12 protein-coding genes and 8 tRNA genes are annotated in these 16,387 nt (G+C 38.9%); 4 read left to right on the top strand and 16 right to left on the bottom strand.

Annotated elements, in window-relative coordinates; genetic code table 11:
• Positions 1 to 103: 103 nt before the first annotated feature.
• Genes glmS through CMT41_RS06460 form a run of 3 tightly spaced genes read left to right on the top strand, consistent with a single transcriptional unit; the run spans position 104 to position 3,841 of the window.
• Positions 104 to 1,900, top strand: a complete 1,797-nt coding sequence (glmS, locus tag CMT41_RS06470) for a glutamine--fructose-6-phosphate transaminase (isomerizing) (RefSeq protein WP_058026665.1) — start codon at positions 104 to 106, stop codon at positions 1,898 to 1,900.
• Positions 1,897 to 2,625 (top strand): acyltransferase, encoded by a 729-nt coding sequence (locus CMT41_RS06465; protein ID WP_057180469.1) that lies wholly within the window; start codon positions 1,897 to 1,899, stop codon positions 2,623 to 2,625. Before glmS ends, CMT41_RS06465 begins: the two co-directional genes overlap by 4 nt.
• Positions 2,618 to 3,841 (top strand): glycosyltransferase, encoded by a 1,224-nt coding sequence (locus tag CMT41_RS06460; protein ID WP_057180467.1) that lies wholly within the window; start codon positions 2,618 to 2,620, stop codon positions 3,839 to 3,841. The genes CMT41_RS06465 and CMT41_RS06460 overlap by 8 nt, the downstream gene beginning before the upstream one ends.
• 134 nt (positions 3,842 to 3,975) lie before the next feature.
• On the opposite strand, the gene CMT41_RS06455 is transcribed toward CMT41_RS06460, so the two are convergent.
• From CMT41_RS06455 to CMT41_RS06390, 14 genes are all read right to left on the bottom strand, one after another.
• Positions 3,976 to 5,772, bottom strand: coding sequence for a sensor histidine kinase (locus tag CMT41_RS06455; RefSeq protein ID WP_058026664.1), 1,797 nt, complete (start codon positions 5,770 to 5,772; stop codon positions 3,976 to 3,978).
• Between the two features lie 74 nt (positions 5,773 to 5,846).
• Positions 5,847 to 7,076: an ABC transporter substrate-binding protein gene (locus CMT41_RS06450; protein ID WP_058026663.1), complete on the bottom strand. Its 1,230-nt coding sequence runs from the start codon at positions 7,074 to 7,076 to the stop codon at positions 5,847 to 5,849.
• A gap of 524 nt (positions 7,077 to 7,600) precedes the next feature.
• A tRNA-Leu gene (locus CMT41_RS06445) sits at positions 7,601 to 7,685 on the bottom strand.
• A 117-nt stretch (positions 7,686 to 7,802) separates the two neighbouring features.
• A tRNA-Gly gene (locus tag CMT41_RS06440) sits at positions 7,803 to 7,878 on the bottom strand.
• Positions 7,879 to 8,175: 297 nt separating this feature from the next.
• Positions 8,176 to 8,260 (bottom strand) — tRNA-Leu (locus tag CMT41_RS06435).
• Between the two features lie 118 nt (positions 8,261 to 8,378).
• A tRNA-Gly gene (locus CMT41_RS06430) sits at positions 8,379 to 8,454 on the bottom strand.
• A 316-nt stretch (positions 8,455 to 8,770) separates the two neighbouring features.
• A tRNA-Gly gene (locus CMT41_RS06425) sits at positions 8,771 to 8,846 on the bottom strand.
• A 45-nt stretch (positions 8,847 to 8,891) separates the two neighbouring features.
• Positions 8,892 to 8,976, bottom strand: a tRNA-Leu gene (locus CMT41_RS06420).
• Between the two features lie 4 nt (positions 8,977 to 8,980).
• A tRNA-Cys gene (locus tag CMT41_RS06415) sits at positions 8,981 to 9,054 on the bottom strand.
• 60 nt (positions 9,055 to 9,114) lie between these two features.
• Positions 9,115 to 9,190 (bottom strand) — tRNA-Gly (locus CMT41_RS06410).
• A 249-nt stretch (positions 9,191 to 9,439) separates the two neighbouring features.
• Positions 9,440 to 10,021, bottom strand: a complete 582-nt coding sequence (pgsA, locus tag CMT41_RS06405) for a CDP-diacylglycerol--glycerol-3-phosphate 3-phosphatidyltransferase (protein ID WP_057180462.1) — start codon at positions 10,019 to 10,021, stop codon at positions 9,440 to 9,442.
• A gap of 160 nt (positions 10,022 to 10,181) precedes the next feature.
• Complete coding sequence (gene uvrC / locus CMT41_RS06400; RefSeq protein ID WP_082606459.1) at positions 10,182 to 12,110, bottom strand: excinuclease ABC subunit UvrC; 1,929 nt, start codon at positions 12,108 to 12,110, stop codon at positions 10,182 to 10,184.
• A gap of 24 nt (positions 12,111 to 12,134) precedes the next feature.
• The gene (uvrY, locus tag CMT41_RS06395) at positions 12,135 to 12,779 is read right to left on the bottom strand and encodes a UvrY/SirA/GacA family response regulator transcription factor (RefSeq protein ID WP_057180461.1); all 645 of its coding nucleotides are present in this window, start codon (positions 12,777 to 12,779) and stop codon (positions 12,135 to 12,137) included.
• A 215-nt stretch (positions 12,780 to 12,994) separates the two neighbouring features.
• Positions 12,995 to 13,276: a hypothetical protein gene (locus tag CMT41_RS06390; RefSeq protein WP_057180460.1), complete on the bottom strand. Its 282-nt coding sequence runs from the start codon at positions 13,274 to 13,276 to the stop codon at positions 12,995 to 12,997.
• Between the two features lie 188 nt (positions 13,277 to 13,464).
• Here CMT41_RS06390 and fabA point away from each other — a divergent pair, with 188 nt between their 5' ends.
• The gene (gene fabA, locus CMT41_RS06385) at positions 13,465 to 13,980 is read left to right on the top strand and encodes a bifunctional 3-hydroxydecanoyl-ACP dehydratase/trans-2-decenoyl-ACP isomerase (protein WP_057832249.1); all 516 of its coding nucleotides are present in this window, start codon (positions 13,465 to 13,467) and stop codon (positions 13,978 to 13,980) included.
• A 155-nt stretch (positions 13,981 to 14,135) separates the two neighbouring features.
• On the opposite strand, the gene rmf is transcribed toward fabA, so the two are convergent.
• Both rmf and CMT41_RS06375 read right to left on the bottom strand, forming a co-directional pair.
• Positions 14,136 to 14,309, bottom strand: coding sequence for a ribosome modulation factor (rmf, locus tag CMT41_RS06380; protein WP_057180525.1), 174 nt, complete (start codon positions 14,307 to 14,309; stop codon positions 14,136 to 14,138).
• Positions 14,310 to 14,539: 230 nt separating this feature from the next.
• On the bottom strand, positions 14,540 to 16,378 hold the full coding sequence (locus CMT41_RS06375) for a DUF3466 family protein (RefSeq protein ID WP_058026662.1): 1,839 nt from the start codon (positions 16,376 to 16,378) through the stop codon (positions 14,540 to 14,542).
• Between the last annotated feature and the right edge of the window lie 9 nt (positions 16,379 to 16,387).

Here is a 16,387-nt window from a genome sequence, read left to right as displayed (position 1 = left end):
CAATATTTCCCAATATATCAATTTGATTTTATTGAATATATTCATTGGCATAATAAATGCTTAGTAATCAATAGTAGGATAACAATGTAAAGAGGTATTTGTTATGTGTGGCATTATTGGGGCAGTAGCAGACTCAGCAATAAAACCAGTATTAGAGGGTTTAAGTCGGCTTGAATATCGCGGTTATGACTCTTCTGGTATTTCAATTTTAGCCGATAACGAAATTAAAACACGAAAAGTACAGGGTAAACTTAATCAGTTAAAACGTTTACTATTAGAACAGCCTTTAGAGGGTAAATGTTGTATCGGTCATACCCGTTGGGCTACACACGGAAAAGCCACGGTAAGCAACGCCCACCCACATCAATGTGGGCGAGTGGCTGTTGTCCATAATGGCATCATTGAAAACTACTTACACTTAAAAGAAAAGTTACTGCAATGGGGCCACCATTTTAACAGTTCAACCGACAGTGAAGTGATTCCTCACTTAATAAATCATTATTTATCGCAACACCTGTCTGAAGAAGATGCCATAGCGAAAGCCATTTTACAATTAAAAGGCAGTTATGCCTTGGGTGTACTAATCGATGGTGACAGTAATAACCTTTATGCCATCAAACAAGGCAGTCCCTTAGTTATCTCACAGGGGGTTAACGGCGCTTATCTGGCATCAGACGCCATGGCTTTAGGGCCGGATAGCAGTAAAATCTATTATCCTAAAGACAATGAATTAATCAAGCTAACGAGTCACGGCATCAAGCTTTGCAACCCAAGCGCCAATAGAAAAATCCATTATGTAAACAATAGCTATTGCTCAAAGATAGTATCCAAAGGTGAACATAGCTCCTTTATGGAAAAGGAAATTTTTGAACAAGTTGATCTACTTAATAGCTTGTCAGTTGATCGTCACGCCAGCGACTATTCAACGATAAATTTTAACGACTTCAATAAAATTACTATCATTGCCTGTGGCTCTTCATATTACGCAGCCTCGGTGGCAAAATTTTGGTTTGAAAAGTACGCTAATATTTTAGTTGAAGTCGATATAGCCTCTGAATATCGCTATCGTTCGCCGGTAATGACCCATAAAGAGTTAGCCATTTTTGTTTCTCAATCGGGAGAAACAGCAGACACCTTAGCAGCATTAAAGTATGCCAAAGCGAATAAAGTACAAACATTAGCGTTAGTCAACGTCGCGAATAGTAGCATAGCGAGAGAAGCCCATTTTACCTTTGAAATTTATGCCGGTCCAGAAATTGGCGTAGCCTCAACCAAGGCTTTTACTTGTCAGTTAGCCATATTTTATAAAATGTGTCTTGAAGCAGCACAACAAAGAGCCTTTATAAAGTTCGATGAGTTAAAACAATTACAACAAAACTTTCTGCAACTACCTTACTTAATTGAAAAAATTTTACAACGCTGTACAGAAATCAAATTACTGGCGATAAAACTCAGCAGATACTCAAATATACTATTTATCGGTCGCGGTATACAAACGCCCATAGCACATGAAGGCGCGTTAAAACTGAAAGAAATTAGTTATATTCATGCCGAAGCTTACGCGGCAGGGGAATTAAAGCATGGACCAATAGCCTTGCTTGATGAGCAAATGCCCGTGGTCGTCATAGCACCTAAGGACAGTTTGACCGATAAATTACTGTCAAACATTCAAGAGGTACAAGCTCGTAACGCGCCATTATTTATTATTGGCGATGCTTCTATCAGGGATTATATCAACTTAAAAGAAGATGAATTTTTTGAGTTACCCCCAGCGCCAGAGTCCATACAGCCCATTATCACTGTTATCCCAATGCAATTGCTCGCATTATACTGTGCTCAAACGCTAGGAAAAAATGTTGACCAACCCAGAAATTTAGCTAAATCGGTGACAGTAGAATGATTACTTTTAACATTAACCACGCAAAACAGTGGGCTAAAACAAGTGATAGTGTTTCAGCTCAACTGATAAAAAAACTTTGGTTCACCATCAAGACCATAGAAATGCCAAACATTCCCGTTATATTTAAGCTGCTTTATATCATTCATATAGTTTTAAAGCAGATTATAGCGGATGTACTACGCATTTTTTATTACACACCTTTATTTAAATCTAGGCTAAAAAACCAGCCTAAACAGCTTTATCTGTATGGTGGTTTACCCGTTGTTATCGGCAGTCTAGACATAATTATGGGCGACAAAGTCAGGTTAGCGGCTATGACCACAATAAGTGGTCGAGCCGTTGGTAATACTATCCCGCTATTAGTTATTGGCAATAATGTTGGTATTGCCTGGCGTACCTCAATATCCGTGGGCAATAAAATAACCCTAGGTAATAACGTCCGAATTGCTGGTGATTGCTACTTAGCGGGTTATCCTGGACACCCCATTAATGCCAAATTACGGGCGCTAGGCAAACCAGACCATGAATCGCAAGTAGGCGATATTACTTTACAAGATGATGTCTGGTTAGCCACCGGGGTAAAAGTGATGCCCGGCGTGACTATAGGCCGAGGTACCATAGTAGCTGCAGGCAGTGTGGTCACCAAAAGTTTACCCAGTTTTGTCCTCGCTGCGGGTGTACCAGCAAGAGTTATAAAGTCAATTGAGGCGGATAATCATGATTAATTCAACGTCTTCAGTATCTGCAGGTAAAAATAGACCTATTGTGGTTTTTGGTGAAGATTGGGGCGCACACCCCAGCTCTACTCAACATTTAATTAAGGTACTTGGACAAACTCGATCCATTATATGGTTTAATTCTATTGGCTTAAGAAAGCCAAAGTTTACTCGGCATGACTTGTTCAGACTTTATAATAAAGTGAAATCTTTTTTATTTGCTCAAAACAAGCATGATGAAGTCAATGTGCACAATAGTAGTCATTTCGTTATTATTAATCCTCTGGTGATCCCTTGTGCAGATAGCTGGCTTGCTTTGAAAGTGAGTAAATATATTTTACAGTATCAATTCCGCATAGCCTGCAAAAAATTGGCCATTAGCAATCCTATTATTTGGACATCGTTACCCACTTCGGTCGACTATTTAGAACTATTTGGCAATGCTCCTTGTGTGTATTATTGTGGGGATGACTTTAGTAGTCTTGCCGGTGTAGATCACGAATTTGTGGCAAAAAAAGAGCTTGAGTTAATTGAAAAATCAAACTACATTTTTACCGCCAGTGAAAAACTGCAAGAGAAATTCCCTCGTGATAAAGTAGTCAATATTCCTCATGGGGTAAACTTTTCACTCTTTAGTGAGCGGGTTAATATTACCCCGAGTGATTTACCACAAGGTAAGCCTATAGCCGGATTTTATGGCAGCATTTCAACCTGGTTAGATCAAAATTTATTAGTGCAAACGATCACAGCACTACCCCATTGGAGTTTTGTTTTTATTGGCGAGCTAAGCTGTAATGTAGATAAATTAAAGCACTTTCCTAATGTATATTTTCTTGGGGAAAAACCCCATACAGAATTACCTAAGTATATTCAAAATTGGAATGTTGCCATCTTACCTTTTGTAAACAATAAGCAAATTCAAATGTGTAACCCGTTAAAGTTAAGAGAGTATATAGCTAGCGGCACCCCCATTGTCACCACTGATTTTAATGCTTTAAATGGTTATCGAAAGTATCTGCAAATATCGAGTTCGGCTAAGCCATTTTATCAGGCGATACTGCTAGCAAATGCTGAGATAACTCCAGTAGTTAACTTTGATAAGCTAGAGGATATAAATGACCTGCTTGCGCTGACTCAAGTAAAACAATGTCGAAAGGCATGCGTAAAAGATGAATCATGGGAGAATAGAGCAATGGATGTGCAACGTTACTTAGTAATGTGCTAGGAAAGCTAACAACGTTGAATTTGTACTTACTGGCAGTCTGCATAAATATTTAGCCACTATGGCTTGCTAAAATCAACAGTAACGAGTTTTACCAACACCGGTTGCGCTCAATGCTAATACTAGCGCCCTGCCGGTCAATTTATCGGTAGGTGCACAGAAAAACAACTGCCCTTGCCTATTTCGGACTTGACCATAATTTTACCGTCATGTTGTTCAATGATTTGATGGCTAATGGACAGACCTAAACCAGTTCCCTCTCCAACAGGTTTACTGGTGTAAAAAGGAGTAAATATTTGTGCTATGTTATCGGCATCTATTCCCATGCCAGTGTCTTCAATTTCAATAATAATACTGTTCTCCTCAACAAAACTCCTGACATAGATATCGCCTTTATCCGTTATAGCTTGGCCCGCATTAATCAACAAGTTCATAAATACTTGATTCAATTTTCCCGGAAAAACACGTATGGCTGGCAAAGGCTGTAAGTCGACATGTACCTGACAACAGTATTTAAGTTCATTGTGAACCATATTTAAGGTGGCCCTTAACCCTTCATTGACATCGATCAGTACTTTTTCTGAGTGATCAACACGCGCAAAAGTCTTTAAGCTTTTTACTATCTCGGTCACTCTATCTACGCCAGAAATACTACTTTTGATTAAAGGCGGTGAGTCCTTAAAAAGAAATTCAAGCTCATATTTCTTTGCTAATCTCTTATGGTTTTCTTTATCTTCGTCACTAGCAAGCGTTTCGTTAAATTCATGATAGTATTTTTCAATATCACTAAAATAATCGGCTAACACCTCTAAATTACTGCGAATAAAACCAATGGGGTTGTTAATTTCATGAGCAACACCTGCGGCTAATACACCTATGCTGGCCATTTTTTCAGAGTGTACTAATTGTGATTCACTCTGTTTTAATTCCTCATTGGTATTTGAAAGTTTTTCATAACTTTGCCTTAACGCGCGCTCACGTTTGGCTACTTTTTCACTCATATGATTAAACTGTTTAAATAAATCGGCAAATTCCTTGAACCTTAGATCTTCTTGCAAGGCTTGCGGCTCATTGCCTTGTTCAAGGCTTGACGTTAACTGAGAAAGGGCCAGTATAGGTTTAACAAAATAGCGATAACCATAGAAATAAGCCAAGAGTGTCGTCAATACAATGGCAACAATAATAAGGCTGGCTAGCTGAATAACTAATTTTGACAAGGCTTCATTTCGATAGGATTCATCGATAGTAAAGGCAAAGCTCACTCCAGCATCTTGCCATTGCATCATTTGCTTAGTGCCAATGACTTGCTTGCCAAAAGTCGCAATAGTTTGCCCCGCCTGCACCACTTCAATCATTAAACCATCAAGTAATTCAACATCACCTTGCCTAGCGTGAATAGCTTTTAACGGTATATTGGCTAACAAAACACCTTCAACATACTGATTATAAACAACAGGATAAGCTAAACACCAAAAGTATTTGCCATCAATATTTAAGACTTTGATAGAACTGGAAACCTCGCCACTCAGGATACTTTTAAGCCAGGGGTATTCTCTATAATTAATACCAGATTGCGAGGTGGAATATAACGTACTACCTTCAAAATCGAGTAAGGTTTCATCATATTTTTGACCTAATAATGTTAATCCTGCCATGTAATCTTGTATCTTGCCAAGGTTACTTTTTGGTTGCATCAATGCTTGTATAAACAGCGAAGCACGAGCTTGCTCTTCTAATAAAATTAAATGATGATTAATAAACACTCGGTAATTATTACTTAACGTATTAATTTCTCTATGGGCTATTTTTTCATATTCAGTGTTCACTGATTCAACCACATGATTGACCACTAAGCTGGTAATTATTACCGCTAAAGCTAAGCAACTTATAAAGACAAATCGTGCTAAAGCAAAAGACACCCCAGTCTTAACCATTTATTTCACCCAATATTTTCATTATTATTAGTTTCATCAATATAATTTTCACTATGCCGATTAGGTGTTATTTACTAGTTAAGTAAGACAATTTCATCTTTATGGTTAAATTTCCCCATAGAGTAATCGTCAATAGTTAGTGCTTCATGAGCATTAAATTGTTGCTTATTATAAGGGGAAAATGGTCGCTGATAGTTTTTCAACAGTCCTAGCACCGGCTTGGCTAAATGCTCTAAGGCATGATGAATCAGTATTTTATCTTTATCTTTATCCCCAGTTAATTTAACTTGTCTGATGGCAGATATGACAATTTTAGTCAGATCATAAGCGTGAATAAAGCCTGTTTGTGCCTTTATGTCCCCTTTGTGCTTTAGCTCCTTATTTGACTTAATGGCTAACGCTAACACGTTTTTAGCAAACATTGATAAATCTTCATTTAGAAATGAAAAATTGGTTTGGATAAACTGTAAATCTATTTTTTCCCGCTGACTTGCGGACACTTTTTCAGTAAAATCCCCGCCAGTTATCCCCCAATGGCTCCTAATAGGTAAACGAATGTTTTGTGGTAATTCAACCATGGCATGAGTGAAGGTAGCGCCTTCAGCAGAGTTACCCACAAAAAATATTACATCAGCACCACTGGCTTTAATATCTCGAAGTAAGACTTTGGCATGATTTTTCCCAGTGCCCCAATTAAACCAAGACAAACCCACAGGTGTTATCGATGCTTCCTTAAGGGCTTGTGTCATTGTTTTTTCATTTGAGCGACCCCAACCGGTGTCCTCTAATAATAAGTAAGGTTTACGAAAACCTTGCTCAATGGCTTTTTGGCTAATAAAGCTACCGGCATTACTGTCATCAATCGACAAGCGAAATATCCAGTTTTGCGCTGAGCTGCTGCGAGTGATTGGCCCAGCGGCTGCCCAGGGATCTAAAAGAAGAATTTTATTTTCATTAATGAAATCTTTATTCGCTAATAGGGGCGGCGAATGGAGACCAGAAAACACCATTAATGCTTGTTTATCTAGCAAAAAATCTTCTAAATTACGTCTACTTCTTAATGAGTTAGCCCGGTGATCTTTAGTAATGACATCAAAATTAATTCCCTGAAGTTGATAATCAACCTCAGCCAATGCAGTATTGATACCTTGCTGTATAGCTAAACTCGAAGCTTTAGCACCACTAAAATCAGCATCAAGATAAATAGTATATTTTTGCTGAGCATGAACATCTGCAGTATAAGTAGTGAGTAAGATAAGGCAGGAAAAATATAAAGATGCAAATACATATTTACTAAAAAACATAGCGTATCCTTTTATTAATTAATGACATACTTGTCTTATTCATTATAGTGAAGTTATCACTTTAACAGATTAATCATACTATTCTATGGCTCTGTTGTAGTTTAGTTTTGCTGAGTAAACAAGCGATACGCGTTAACCCATCCATGAGGCTCTACATAAGCATCCATGTTTGTGAAGCTCGCCTTTATCACTTCAAGCAATACTCCACATAATAATCATAGGATTATAATATAGACAACAGTATTAGGAACAGAGCCATTTTAAATATGCGGTGTAAATAGACTAAAAATATAAAAATGGCACAATTGCAGTACTACTGATCACTTACTAAATATTATTTAGCTTATGTCTATGCAGATTTCAAAGCAAATATTGAGATTTAAAATTTTATTGTGGTGCAACAAAAGATATTTATTATAAAATAAGGGGGGAGAAAGGTATAATTAAAGAACAGATCAAGAATAAAATTAATAGTACTAATCTATAATATTGTCATTATAACTAGCAAGAAGACATGACTAAAATGGTACCCGGAGCCGGACTTGAACCGGCACGCTTTTCGGCGAGGGATTTTAAATCCCTTGTGTCTACCAATTCCACCACCCGGGCATTGTATCTTTCGATAAGGGAGTATTTTTATAGTAGGTTGGTACCTACTCTTTATAAATTTATTTATCATATTTTGTAAAAAACATGACTGACAACTGTCATAAACTTATAAAAATTTGGAGCGGCTAACGAGACTCGAACTCGTGACATTCACGTTGGCAACGTGATGCTCTACCAGCTGAGCTACAGCCGCTTCATTAGAGCTTTACTTTTACAGGTTTTCTGGAGCGGCTAACGAGACTACTCTCATCAACATAAGTCGTGGCATTCACTTCGCTTTTTGGCAACGTGATGCTCTACCAGCTGACACCAGCTGACACCAGCCGCTTCATTAGAGCTTTACTTTTACAGGTTTTCTGGAGCGGCTAACGAGACTACTCTCATCAACATAAGTCGTGGCATTCACTTCGCTTTTGGCAACGTGATGCTCTACCAGCTGACACCAGCCGCTTCATTAGAGCTTTATTTACTACCTATCTTTTTAATAAGATGGTACCCGGAGCCGGACTTGAACCGGCACGCTTTTCGGCGAGGGATTTTAAATCCCTTGTGTCTACCAATTCCACCACCCGGGCATTGTATCTTTCGATAAGGGAGTATTTTTATAGTAGGTTGGTACCTACTCTTTATAAATTTATTTATCATATTTTGTAAAAAAACATGACTGACAACTGTCATAAACTTATAAAAATTTGGAGCGGCTAACGAGACTCGAACTCGTGACATTCACGTTGGCAACGTGATGCTCTACCAGCTGAGCTACAGCCGCTTCATTAGAGCTTTACTTTTACTTACTTTCTGGAGCGGCTAACGAGACTACTCTCATCAACATAAGTCGTGGCATTCACTTCGCTTTTGGCAACGTGATGCTCTACCAGCTGACACCAGCCGCTTCATTAGAGCTTTACTTTTACAGGTTTTCTGGAGCGGCTAACGAGACTACTCTCATCAACATAAGTCGTGGCATTCACTTCGCTTTTGGCAACGTGATGCTCTACCAGCTGACACCAGCCGCTTCATTAGAGCTTTACTTTTACTTACTGCTTACTACTAGGTAAAACTTCTTCCAGCGTTACAGCTAAAATTGGAGCGGCTAACGAGACTCGAACTCGTGACATTCACGTTGGCAACGTGACGCTCTACCAGCTGAGCTACAGCCGCTTCATGAGAGCTTTACTTTTTACTTCCCAACTATCGTTGATGATATGGTACCCGGAGCCGGACTTGAACCGGCACGCTTTTCGGCGAGGGATTTTAAATCCCTTGTGTCTACCAATTCCACCACCCGGGCAAAATGGAGGCGGATACCAGAATCGAACTGGTGTACACGGATTTGCAATCCGCTGCATAACCACTCTGCCAACCCGCCATTTTGTCAACGATGTATCAGTGATATCATTATCAATGAACTTTGCTTTTTAAGTTAAATTGGAGCGGCTAACGAGACTCGAACTCGTGACATTCACGTTGGCAACGTGACGCTCTACCAGCTGAGCTACAGCCGCTTCATTTAAAATTAAAAATTACAAACTTCAGTAAAAGAAATGACAGATGATGTAACATCAACTTAGCCAACTTCACTTTACTTGCTGACTCCCTGTCAACGAAAACGCATTCTACATCTAAATATTTTCCAGTCAACTATTAAATTAACTTTTTATCCTAACTGCTTAAAAAGCGAGTTGTTTGTTCCATTTTTAACTAAATGGCTTGTTAATCGTCCCATTAGTTATAAACGAGTCTTTGAAAAGAGTTTATTGCTGCTTTAACTCAGGCCAAGCCGCTTTGAAGTAACTTACCCAGGTAGTAACGGTTAGCACGGTAGCAATAAAATAAAAGCCATAAGAAAGGTAATTAATGACTTCATGAGGCAAGGAAAATAATATTAACGGAATATCATAATCAGGTTGCCAAATGAGCCCCATAATACCAAGCATTTGCGCGGCAGTTTTATATTTCCCCATATTAGAGACGGCAATCACATCACGTTTTCCTATAGAAGACATAAACTCACGCAAGGCGCTAATAAAGACTTCTCGCGCTATCATAATAATCGCCGCAACAGAAACCAGCCATGAGCTATAATCTTGAGCAATCATCACCAAGGCAACAACGACCATGAGTTTATCGGCTACTGGGTCTAAAAATGCGCCAAACGCAGAAGATTGATTGAGCTTACGAGCAAGATAGCCATCTAAGATGTCACTAACGGCAGCTAACCAAAAAACAGCAAATGCGCCAAAGTGGCTCCATGAAAGTGGTAAATAGAAAATTATCAAGAAAATAGGGATCAAGATGATCCGAAACAGGGTTATTTGGTTAGGTATTGTCCACATTTACTTTTCACTACAAGTATTTTTCTCTAGTTTACACAAGTTGTTATAGCAGTGCTACGGCTGAATATGACAAGTGAAGCTAAAAGCTTGGGTTAAAGGCTTACTTAGCAAAAGCTTATTTGATTTTTCGAGGGATAGATAAATATGGTGCTATGATTTATTACTTTTCATGTAAAGCCTCATGGATTTTATTTGCTAATACATGGCTTATGCCAGGTACTTTCGCTAAGGCGGTAACATCCGCTTGCATGACCTCTTGTAAACCACCCAAAAAATTTAATAAACTTTGCCGTTTTTTCGCGCCTATACCTTCAATTGACTCTAAACGAGACTTTTTACTCACCTTTTGCCTCTTTGCTCTGTGCCCTGTTATAGCAAAACGGTGTGATTCATCGCGAATGTGTTGCACCAGATGTAAAGCGGGTGATGTCGCGGGTAAGGAAAGTAGCTGATGACTACCTGCCAAAATTAAGGTTTCTAAGCCCGGTTTACGTGACGCCCCTTTCGCAACACCAACGAGTAGTGGCGTTCTAGTTAATGCCAGCTGACTAAAAAACTCTTCAGCTTTGGCCAACTGGCCTTTGCCACCATCAATAAAGACAATATCGGGCAACTTTTCTAAGGCACTATGCTCGATCTGGTTGCTCGGATTCGCTTTTAATTTGCCATAGCGCTTGTTTAAAGCAAAGGCCATAGCAGCATAATCATCGCCAGGCGTGATGCCATGGACATTATACCTGCGATAATCACTTTTGAGTGGCCCATCTTGGTTAAAGACCACATTGGAGGCTACTGTTTGTTGGCCCATGGTATGACTAATATCAAAACATTCAATACGATGAATACCATTTTTCAACTCAAATACTTCATTTAACGCCACAAAACGTGCTTGCATAGACTCTTTATGACTAGTTTGAGTAACAAGGGCCGTTTGTGCGTTAGTACTCGCTAACTTTAAATATTGAGCTCGTTCACTGCGGGTATTTGTTGATATTTTAACGTCATACTCTGCTTGTTCACTCAGTAGTGCCGCTAACTCTACTACCTGCTCAATAGATTCTTTGATGACTATCTCTTTGGGAATATTACCTTGGATTTTACCATGACTTTGTGAATCATTTGTTAAGTAATGCTGAGCAATAAATGCCTGTAATATGTCACTGTCACTACTTTCACTAGGCACTGTAGGGAAATAACTTTTACTGCCTAATATTTTATGTTGTCTAATAAAGAGTAAATGTATGCACACTTGTGATTTATCACGATATAAGCCGACAACATCAAGCTCGGCGATATGACCGCTGACATGTTGTTGTTGTTGAACTTTACGTAATGTGGCTATTTGATCGCGATATTTTGCCGCGAGCTCAAAGTGTAACTTATTACTGGCTAATTCCATTTTTGTCACTAACTGTTCAATCACAGCAGAGCTTTTCCCCTGTAGAAAAAGCTTGGCTAAATTCACTTGCACTTGGTAATCATCAACCGATATTTTATTAACACAGGGGGCTGAGCAGCGGCCTAACTGGTATTGTAAACAGGGTCTTGACCGTGCTCGGTAATAGCTATCTTCACACTGTCTAATAGGAAATATTTTTTGCATTAAGCGCAAGCTTTCCCAAACGGCGCCAACCGTCGGAAATGGGCCGAAATATTCACCTTTTACTTTTTTACCACCACGGTGTAGGCCTAGCTTAGGGTGCTTATGATCGGTAATAAGTAAATAAGGGTATGACTTATCATCACGTAATAAAATATTGTATTTAGGTTGATACTTTTTGATATAGTTATTTTCAAGTATCAGCGCCTCACCTTCGGTATGGGTAACGGTGACTTCAATGGCGGCAATTTGCTGCACTAATACTTGTGTTTTAACTGAGCCAACATCTTTGCGAAAATAACTTGTTAGACGTTTTCTAAGCTGTTTGGCTTTACCGACATAAATAATCACTTGCTGACTATTATACATTCGATAGACACCAGCTTGTTCGGTCACTACACGCAAAAAAGCCTCACTGTCAAAAGTTGAGGCTGCTGGGTTTTGACCTAATTGTTTACTGGCTGATTTTTCGGTATTCTTTGGCGACATTAAGTTTAAGCTTCTTAAGGATATCTATAGCTTTTCTGTTTTTATCATGCCATAGCGGATAGCTAAATGCGTTAACTCGACATCATTGCTAACAGCAAGCTTGTCAAACATTCGATAACGATAGCTATTAATCGTTTTAGTACTTAAATTCAGATGTTCTGAAATATTTGGTACTTTATCACCACGAGTTATCATAATCATAATCTGTAACTCTCTATCGGATAAGGAACTAAAAGGGTTATCGTCAACCGATTTAAATTGGCTTAACGCCATCTTTTGCGCAATAGCAGAAGGTAAATAACGTTGGCCACTATTAACGGCGCGAATAGCATTCACCATTTCATCAGGGCCAGCATCTTTTGTTAAATACCCAGCAGCACCCATTTGCATCACTTTACTTGGGAACGGGTCTTCGGAATGCGCAGTTAATACTATAATTTTGACATCGGGCGCAAAACGTAATATTTTTTTTGTCGCCTCAAGACCGCCCATACCTGGCATATCCATATCCATGAGTAATACATCCGGTTCTTTTTGTCGACAGAACTTAATTGCCTCTTCACCTGTTTCACATTCGCCGACAACACTTAATCCCTTAACGCAGCCTAAAATTTTACTAATACCGACACGAACAAGGTGATGATCATCAACCAATAAAACATTTATCACGCAAGACAACCTTAGTTAAAGATGAGAAGTAGCAAGAATATAGCGAAAACGCTGACTATTCAATTGAATATTACCGAATAATTACCTGATTAAATTTATTGTCCGCTCTGACTAGGGCACAAGTTGAACATGCCATTAAATGTACTTTAATGGACTTATGAACCCAATATCAGCGAAAAGCCTAATAACTAGGTGCATAACAAAATTAGCCAGCTTTAGAGCTTATTATTTTTCAGCCAGCTATTTAACAGACCTATTTGGCCATTTTTATAAGCGGCATAGGTTAATCGAACGGCGTTGCTCAAAATTACACTGTCAGACCAATTAGTTTGTTCACTGATTAACTCATAACAATGTTTTGCCTCGGGTGACATATAACCGCGCATTTCCTGCAAGCCGCGGGCTTTTTGCCGCTCACGGTAACGCTTTTGTTTTTCGGCATTACTCATAGCAACTTTCTTTAACGGTTGTTCATTCACTTGCTCAGATTCTTTCATGTCGTTTCAATTTATCCCTAGCTCTATAAGCCTATAATCACGCATAACGAGTGTGTAATCAAGGAAGCTTGTTCATTTGATCATGACAAATTAATTTTATCTTTTAACTGTTCGCAGTTGTTTAGTGTACAAGTGTAAGCTAAAGTAGCTCCCTAAAATATATTATCGGATTTCAGCTTATTATGGCGATGCCACAACAAAACTCATACAGTAAAGAAGATTTAGTAAAGGCAGGAACAGGAGAATTATTTGGGGAAGGTAACTCAAAACTGCCTTCAGGTAATATGCTAATGATGGATCGCATTGTTACCATTTCTGAAGAAGGTGGTGAAAACGGTAAAGGTTATATAATAGCCGAATTAGATATAACGCCAGACTTATGGTTTTTTGATTGCCACTTTAAAGGTGATCCGGTAATGCCCGGCTGTTTAGGTTTAGATGCTATGTGGCAATTAGTTGGCTTTTTCTTGTCTTGGGGGGGTGGTCCAGGTAAAGGCAGAGCTTTAGGTGTCGGTGAAGTGAAGTTTACCGGTCAAATACTACCAACCGATAAAAAAGTTACCTTTAGGATAGATTTCACACGCGTGATTAAACGTAGACTTTACATGGGTATTGCTAACGGTACTGTCAGTGTTGACGGTCGTGAAATTTATACCGCCAAAGATCTTAAAGTAGGTTTATTTACTGATACCAGTAAATTTTAGAGCAAGCTAGTGCTAGCTTTAGTAATATATTAATTATAATTTAACACTAATTAAAATTAAAAAAAGCCCCGCAACTTGCTGGGCTTTTTAACTTTTCAATTCAATTCATTTACTTCAATTTCGGTTGAACTGTTGTTGATAAAACAAGCAATTGTTTATTTAAACAGCCCTTGATGTTTATCTTCTATGGCTTCTCGCCATCCACCAAGCCATTGTGACTTTATTGCATCATTTTGGTACGGGCAATGTTCCTTAGAACGACCAGATATACCTGCTTGGTAACCTCTTGTATGTGCCCTGTCTTGACGATCGCGTTTTTGCCGCTTCATCATAAATACACGCTCCTTGGTTCTTCTTAATAGAAATACCAATAGCAGTGGCGATAAATAATTGCTTACTAGTAAACATCATTCGCTCACTGATATTGCACAACTTCTTTAAGCATAGTTCAAAAAAATCAAAATACAATGGCTTAAATGGATAAACGACAAGCATAAAAAAAGCACTCCAAGAGTGCTTTTTTTATGCTTTAAGAGCAGTACTTAAACGGTAGTTAGCGTTAGCTGTTGAACTTCCTCCGACGAAGTCCAAATACCGCTAACAGTGATAGTAAGCCAATGCTGCCAAAACTCGCACCTTGTCGTTCAACTTTATATTCAAATGCCTCACAAGTAATTCCGTCATCGGGGATAGGCTCGAGTAAAACGGCTCGGGCGACATCTATCATCACCGGTTCACCGCTATCATCAAGTATGGCGTTGCCCTTAGCATCATAGCTTTCTACTTTGACTATGGCGGTAGCTGATATTTGGCCAGCATCATTAATGTCACTGGCTTTAAGAATGTAATAATCAGATTCACATTTTAACAGCGTATTGACATCAATTATCACTGCTGAATCACTGGCGGTATCGTAAATAAAGCCCACTGTCCGGCGAGGGTTTTGCGAACTTTCATTATGAGTTTCAATTTGCGCTTCACCGACGATAACACCGGCAGAATTTACCGCAAAAGCTGTACTAACTGAGCTATTAAAAAATCCTTTTGGAATAACAATTTCCATCTCACTCTCTAGAACATTAGTAGTCTTAACATAAAAAAGTTTTTTGACAGAATTATTGATATCATGGGTATAACCAACCACTAAACCGTTATCGTTAATATCATTAGCACGAGAAAAAGAATAAACATAACCGTAACGAAAATAGTAATGCTTTTGATTAAAGTCTAACACCTTGCCATCTTTATACAGTACTGCATAGGAGCCGGTCATGCGCTCATCAACTGCAGCCGTAGTGACATTGCTATCATCCCAACCCTGGGCATAACCGACGGCAACACCGTGATTATTGACCGCTAACGCTTGGCTAGAAAAGGCTCTATCATCATCGTCATGCGGAGAAATTAATAAGCCCAACAGCTCTGTTACCGGCTTGCTGCCAGCTGATATTGTTGCCTTAGAGGCCTGAATATAGTACATGCCACTTTGATTTTTTTGTACACATATTTTATAAGGTATAGTGGCGAGTACATCAGTATCGGCACAACCACCACTGGTATCCTTTATATATTCTACCCGAGCATCACTTAGCCCATAGCTAGTATAACCAACAGCAGTACCGTTATCATTCATATCAAAAAGGGCAGAAATACCACCCCCATATTCCATTACCTCTGGTTCCACTGAGATTATTTCGCCACTACTGGCATCGATGTAAAAGCCACGTTGACCATGTTCACGTACCCAGTGGGTTTTAAAAGTTCCATCACTTTCAGTAGCGGGACCCTCTATGGGTAAGTAAGGCGCAGAGCCCGTACCAAAGATTAAGCCACTGTTAGTAATTCCTTGTATAATATTGACGGTTGAACGTGTTACTACCTCAGCACATGGAGTACCATCAAAATCAGTATCAAAAATACAGACTTTTTCAGATGCTCTGCTGCCTGGATCTAGGTTAAGCAGAGCGGCAGCATCGGCAACTATTTGGTATTCAAAGTTTAGGTTAGTCGTAGATGTATTTTTGCCTTGCAGGTACATCTTTGACCAAACTAGGTCATTGGCCGTTGCGTTACCTGCTTTAGCACGTTCTTCAAATCCATCAACATCTTCAATCTCTTCAAGACCAAAGTAATAATCATGTCGGGTAAGTGCTAAATAAACAATATCATTAAAATCTTGTTCATCTAAGTAGTCAAATTGTACTGGAAAGTTATAAGAATTCCCCCCCGATACGGCCATTTCACCTTTGATATTTAGCTTGCCACCGTAAGTGTATCCTTTAGCATTTTTATCAACTTCAACTACTTTATAAGTAGCTGCTTGGCTAAAGCTAAGGACACTAAGGCTTAAGGCACTTGTTACCGCTAACACCAATATATTTTTTGAAAATTGCTTCATACTACTGAT

It is taken from the genome of Colwellia sp. MT41 (assembly GCF_001444365.1).
In the GTDB taxonomy this organism is placed as follows: domain Bacteria; phylum Pseudomonadota; class Gammaproteobacteria; order Enterobacterales; family Alteromonadaceae; genus Colwellia; species Colwellia marinimaniae.
Note: the sequence above shows the minus strand (reverse complement) of the source record. Positions and strands in the feature narration are given on the sequence as shown.

Coding starts and splice junctions, on each gene's coding strand:
- glmS (WP_058026665.1), top strand. CDS start 104: ATGTGTGGCATTATTGGGGCAGTAGCAGACTCAGCAATAAAACCAGTA.
- CMT41_RS06465 (WP_057180469.1), top strand. CDS start 1,897: ATGATTACTTTTAACATTAACCACGCAAAACAGTGGGCTAAAACAAGT.
- CMT41_RS06460 (WP_057180467.1), top strand. CDS start 2,618: ATGATTAATTCAACGTCTTCAGTATCTGCAGGTAAAAATAGACCTATT.
- CMT41_RS06455 (WP_058026664.1), bottom strand. CDS start 5,772: ATGGTTAAGACTGGGGTGTCTTTTGCTTTAGCACGATTTGTCTTTATA.
- CMT41_RS06450 (WP_058026663.1), bottom strand. CDS start 7,076: ATGTTTTTTAGTAAATATGTATTTGCATCTTTATATTTTTCCTGCCTT.
- pgsA (WP_057180462.1), bottom strand. CDS start 10,021: ATGTGGACAATACCTAACCAAATAACCCTGTTTCGGATCATCTTGATC.
- uvrC (WP_082606459.1), bottom strand. CDS start 12,110: ATGTCGCCAAAGAATACCGAAAAATCAGCCAGTAAACAATTAGGTCAA.
- CMT41_RS06390 (WP_057180460.1), bottom strand. CDS start 13,276: ATGAAAGAATCTGAGCAAGTGAATGAACAACCGTTAAAGAAAGTTGCT.
- fabA (WP_057832249.1), top strand. CDS start 13,465: ATGCCACAACAAAACTCATACAGTAAAGAAGATTTAGTAAAGGCAGGA.
- rmf (WP_057180525.1), bottom strand. CDS start 14,309: ATGAAGCGGCAAAAACGCGATCGTCAAGACAGGGCACATACAAGAGGT.
- CMT41_RS06375 (WP_058026662.1), bottom strand. CDS start 16,378: ATGAAGCAATTTTCAAAAAATATATTGGTGTTAGCGGTAACAAGTGCC.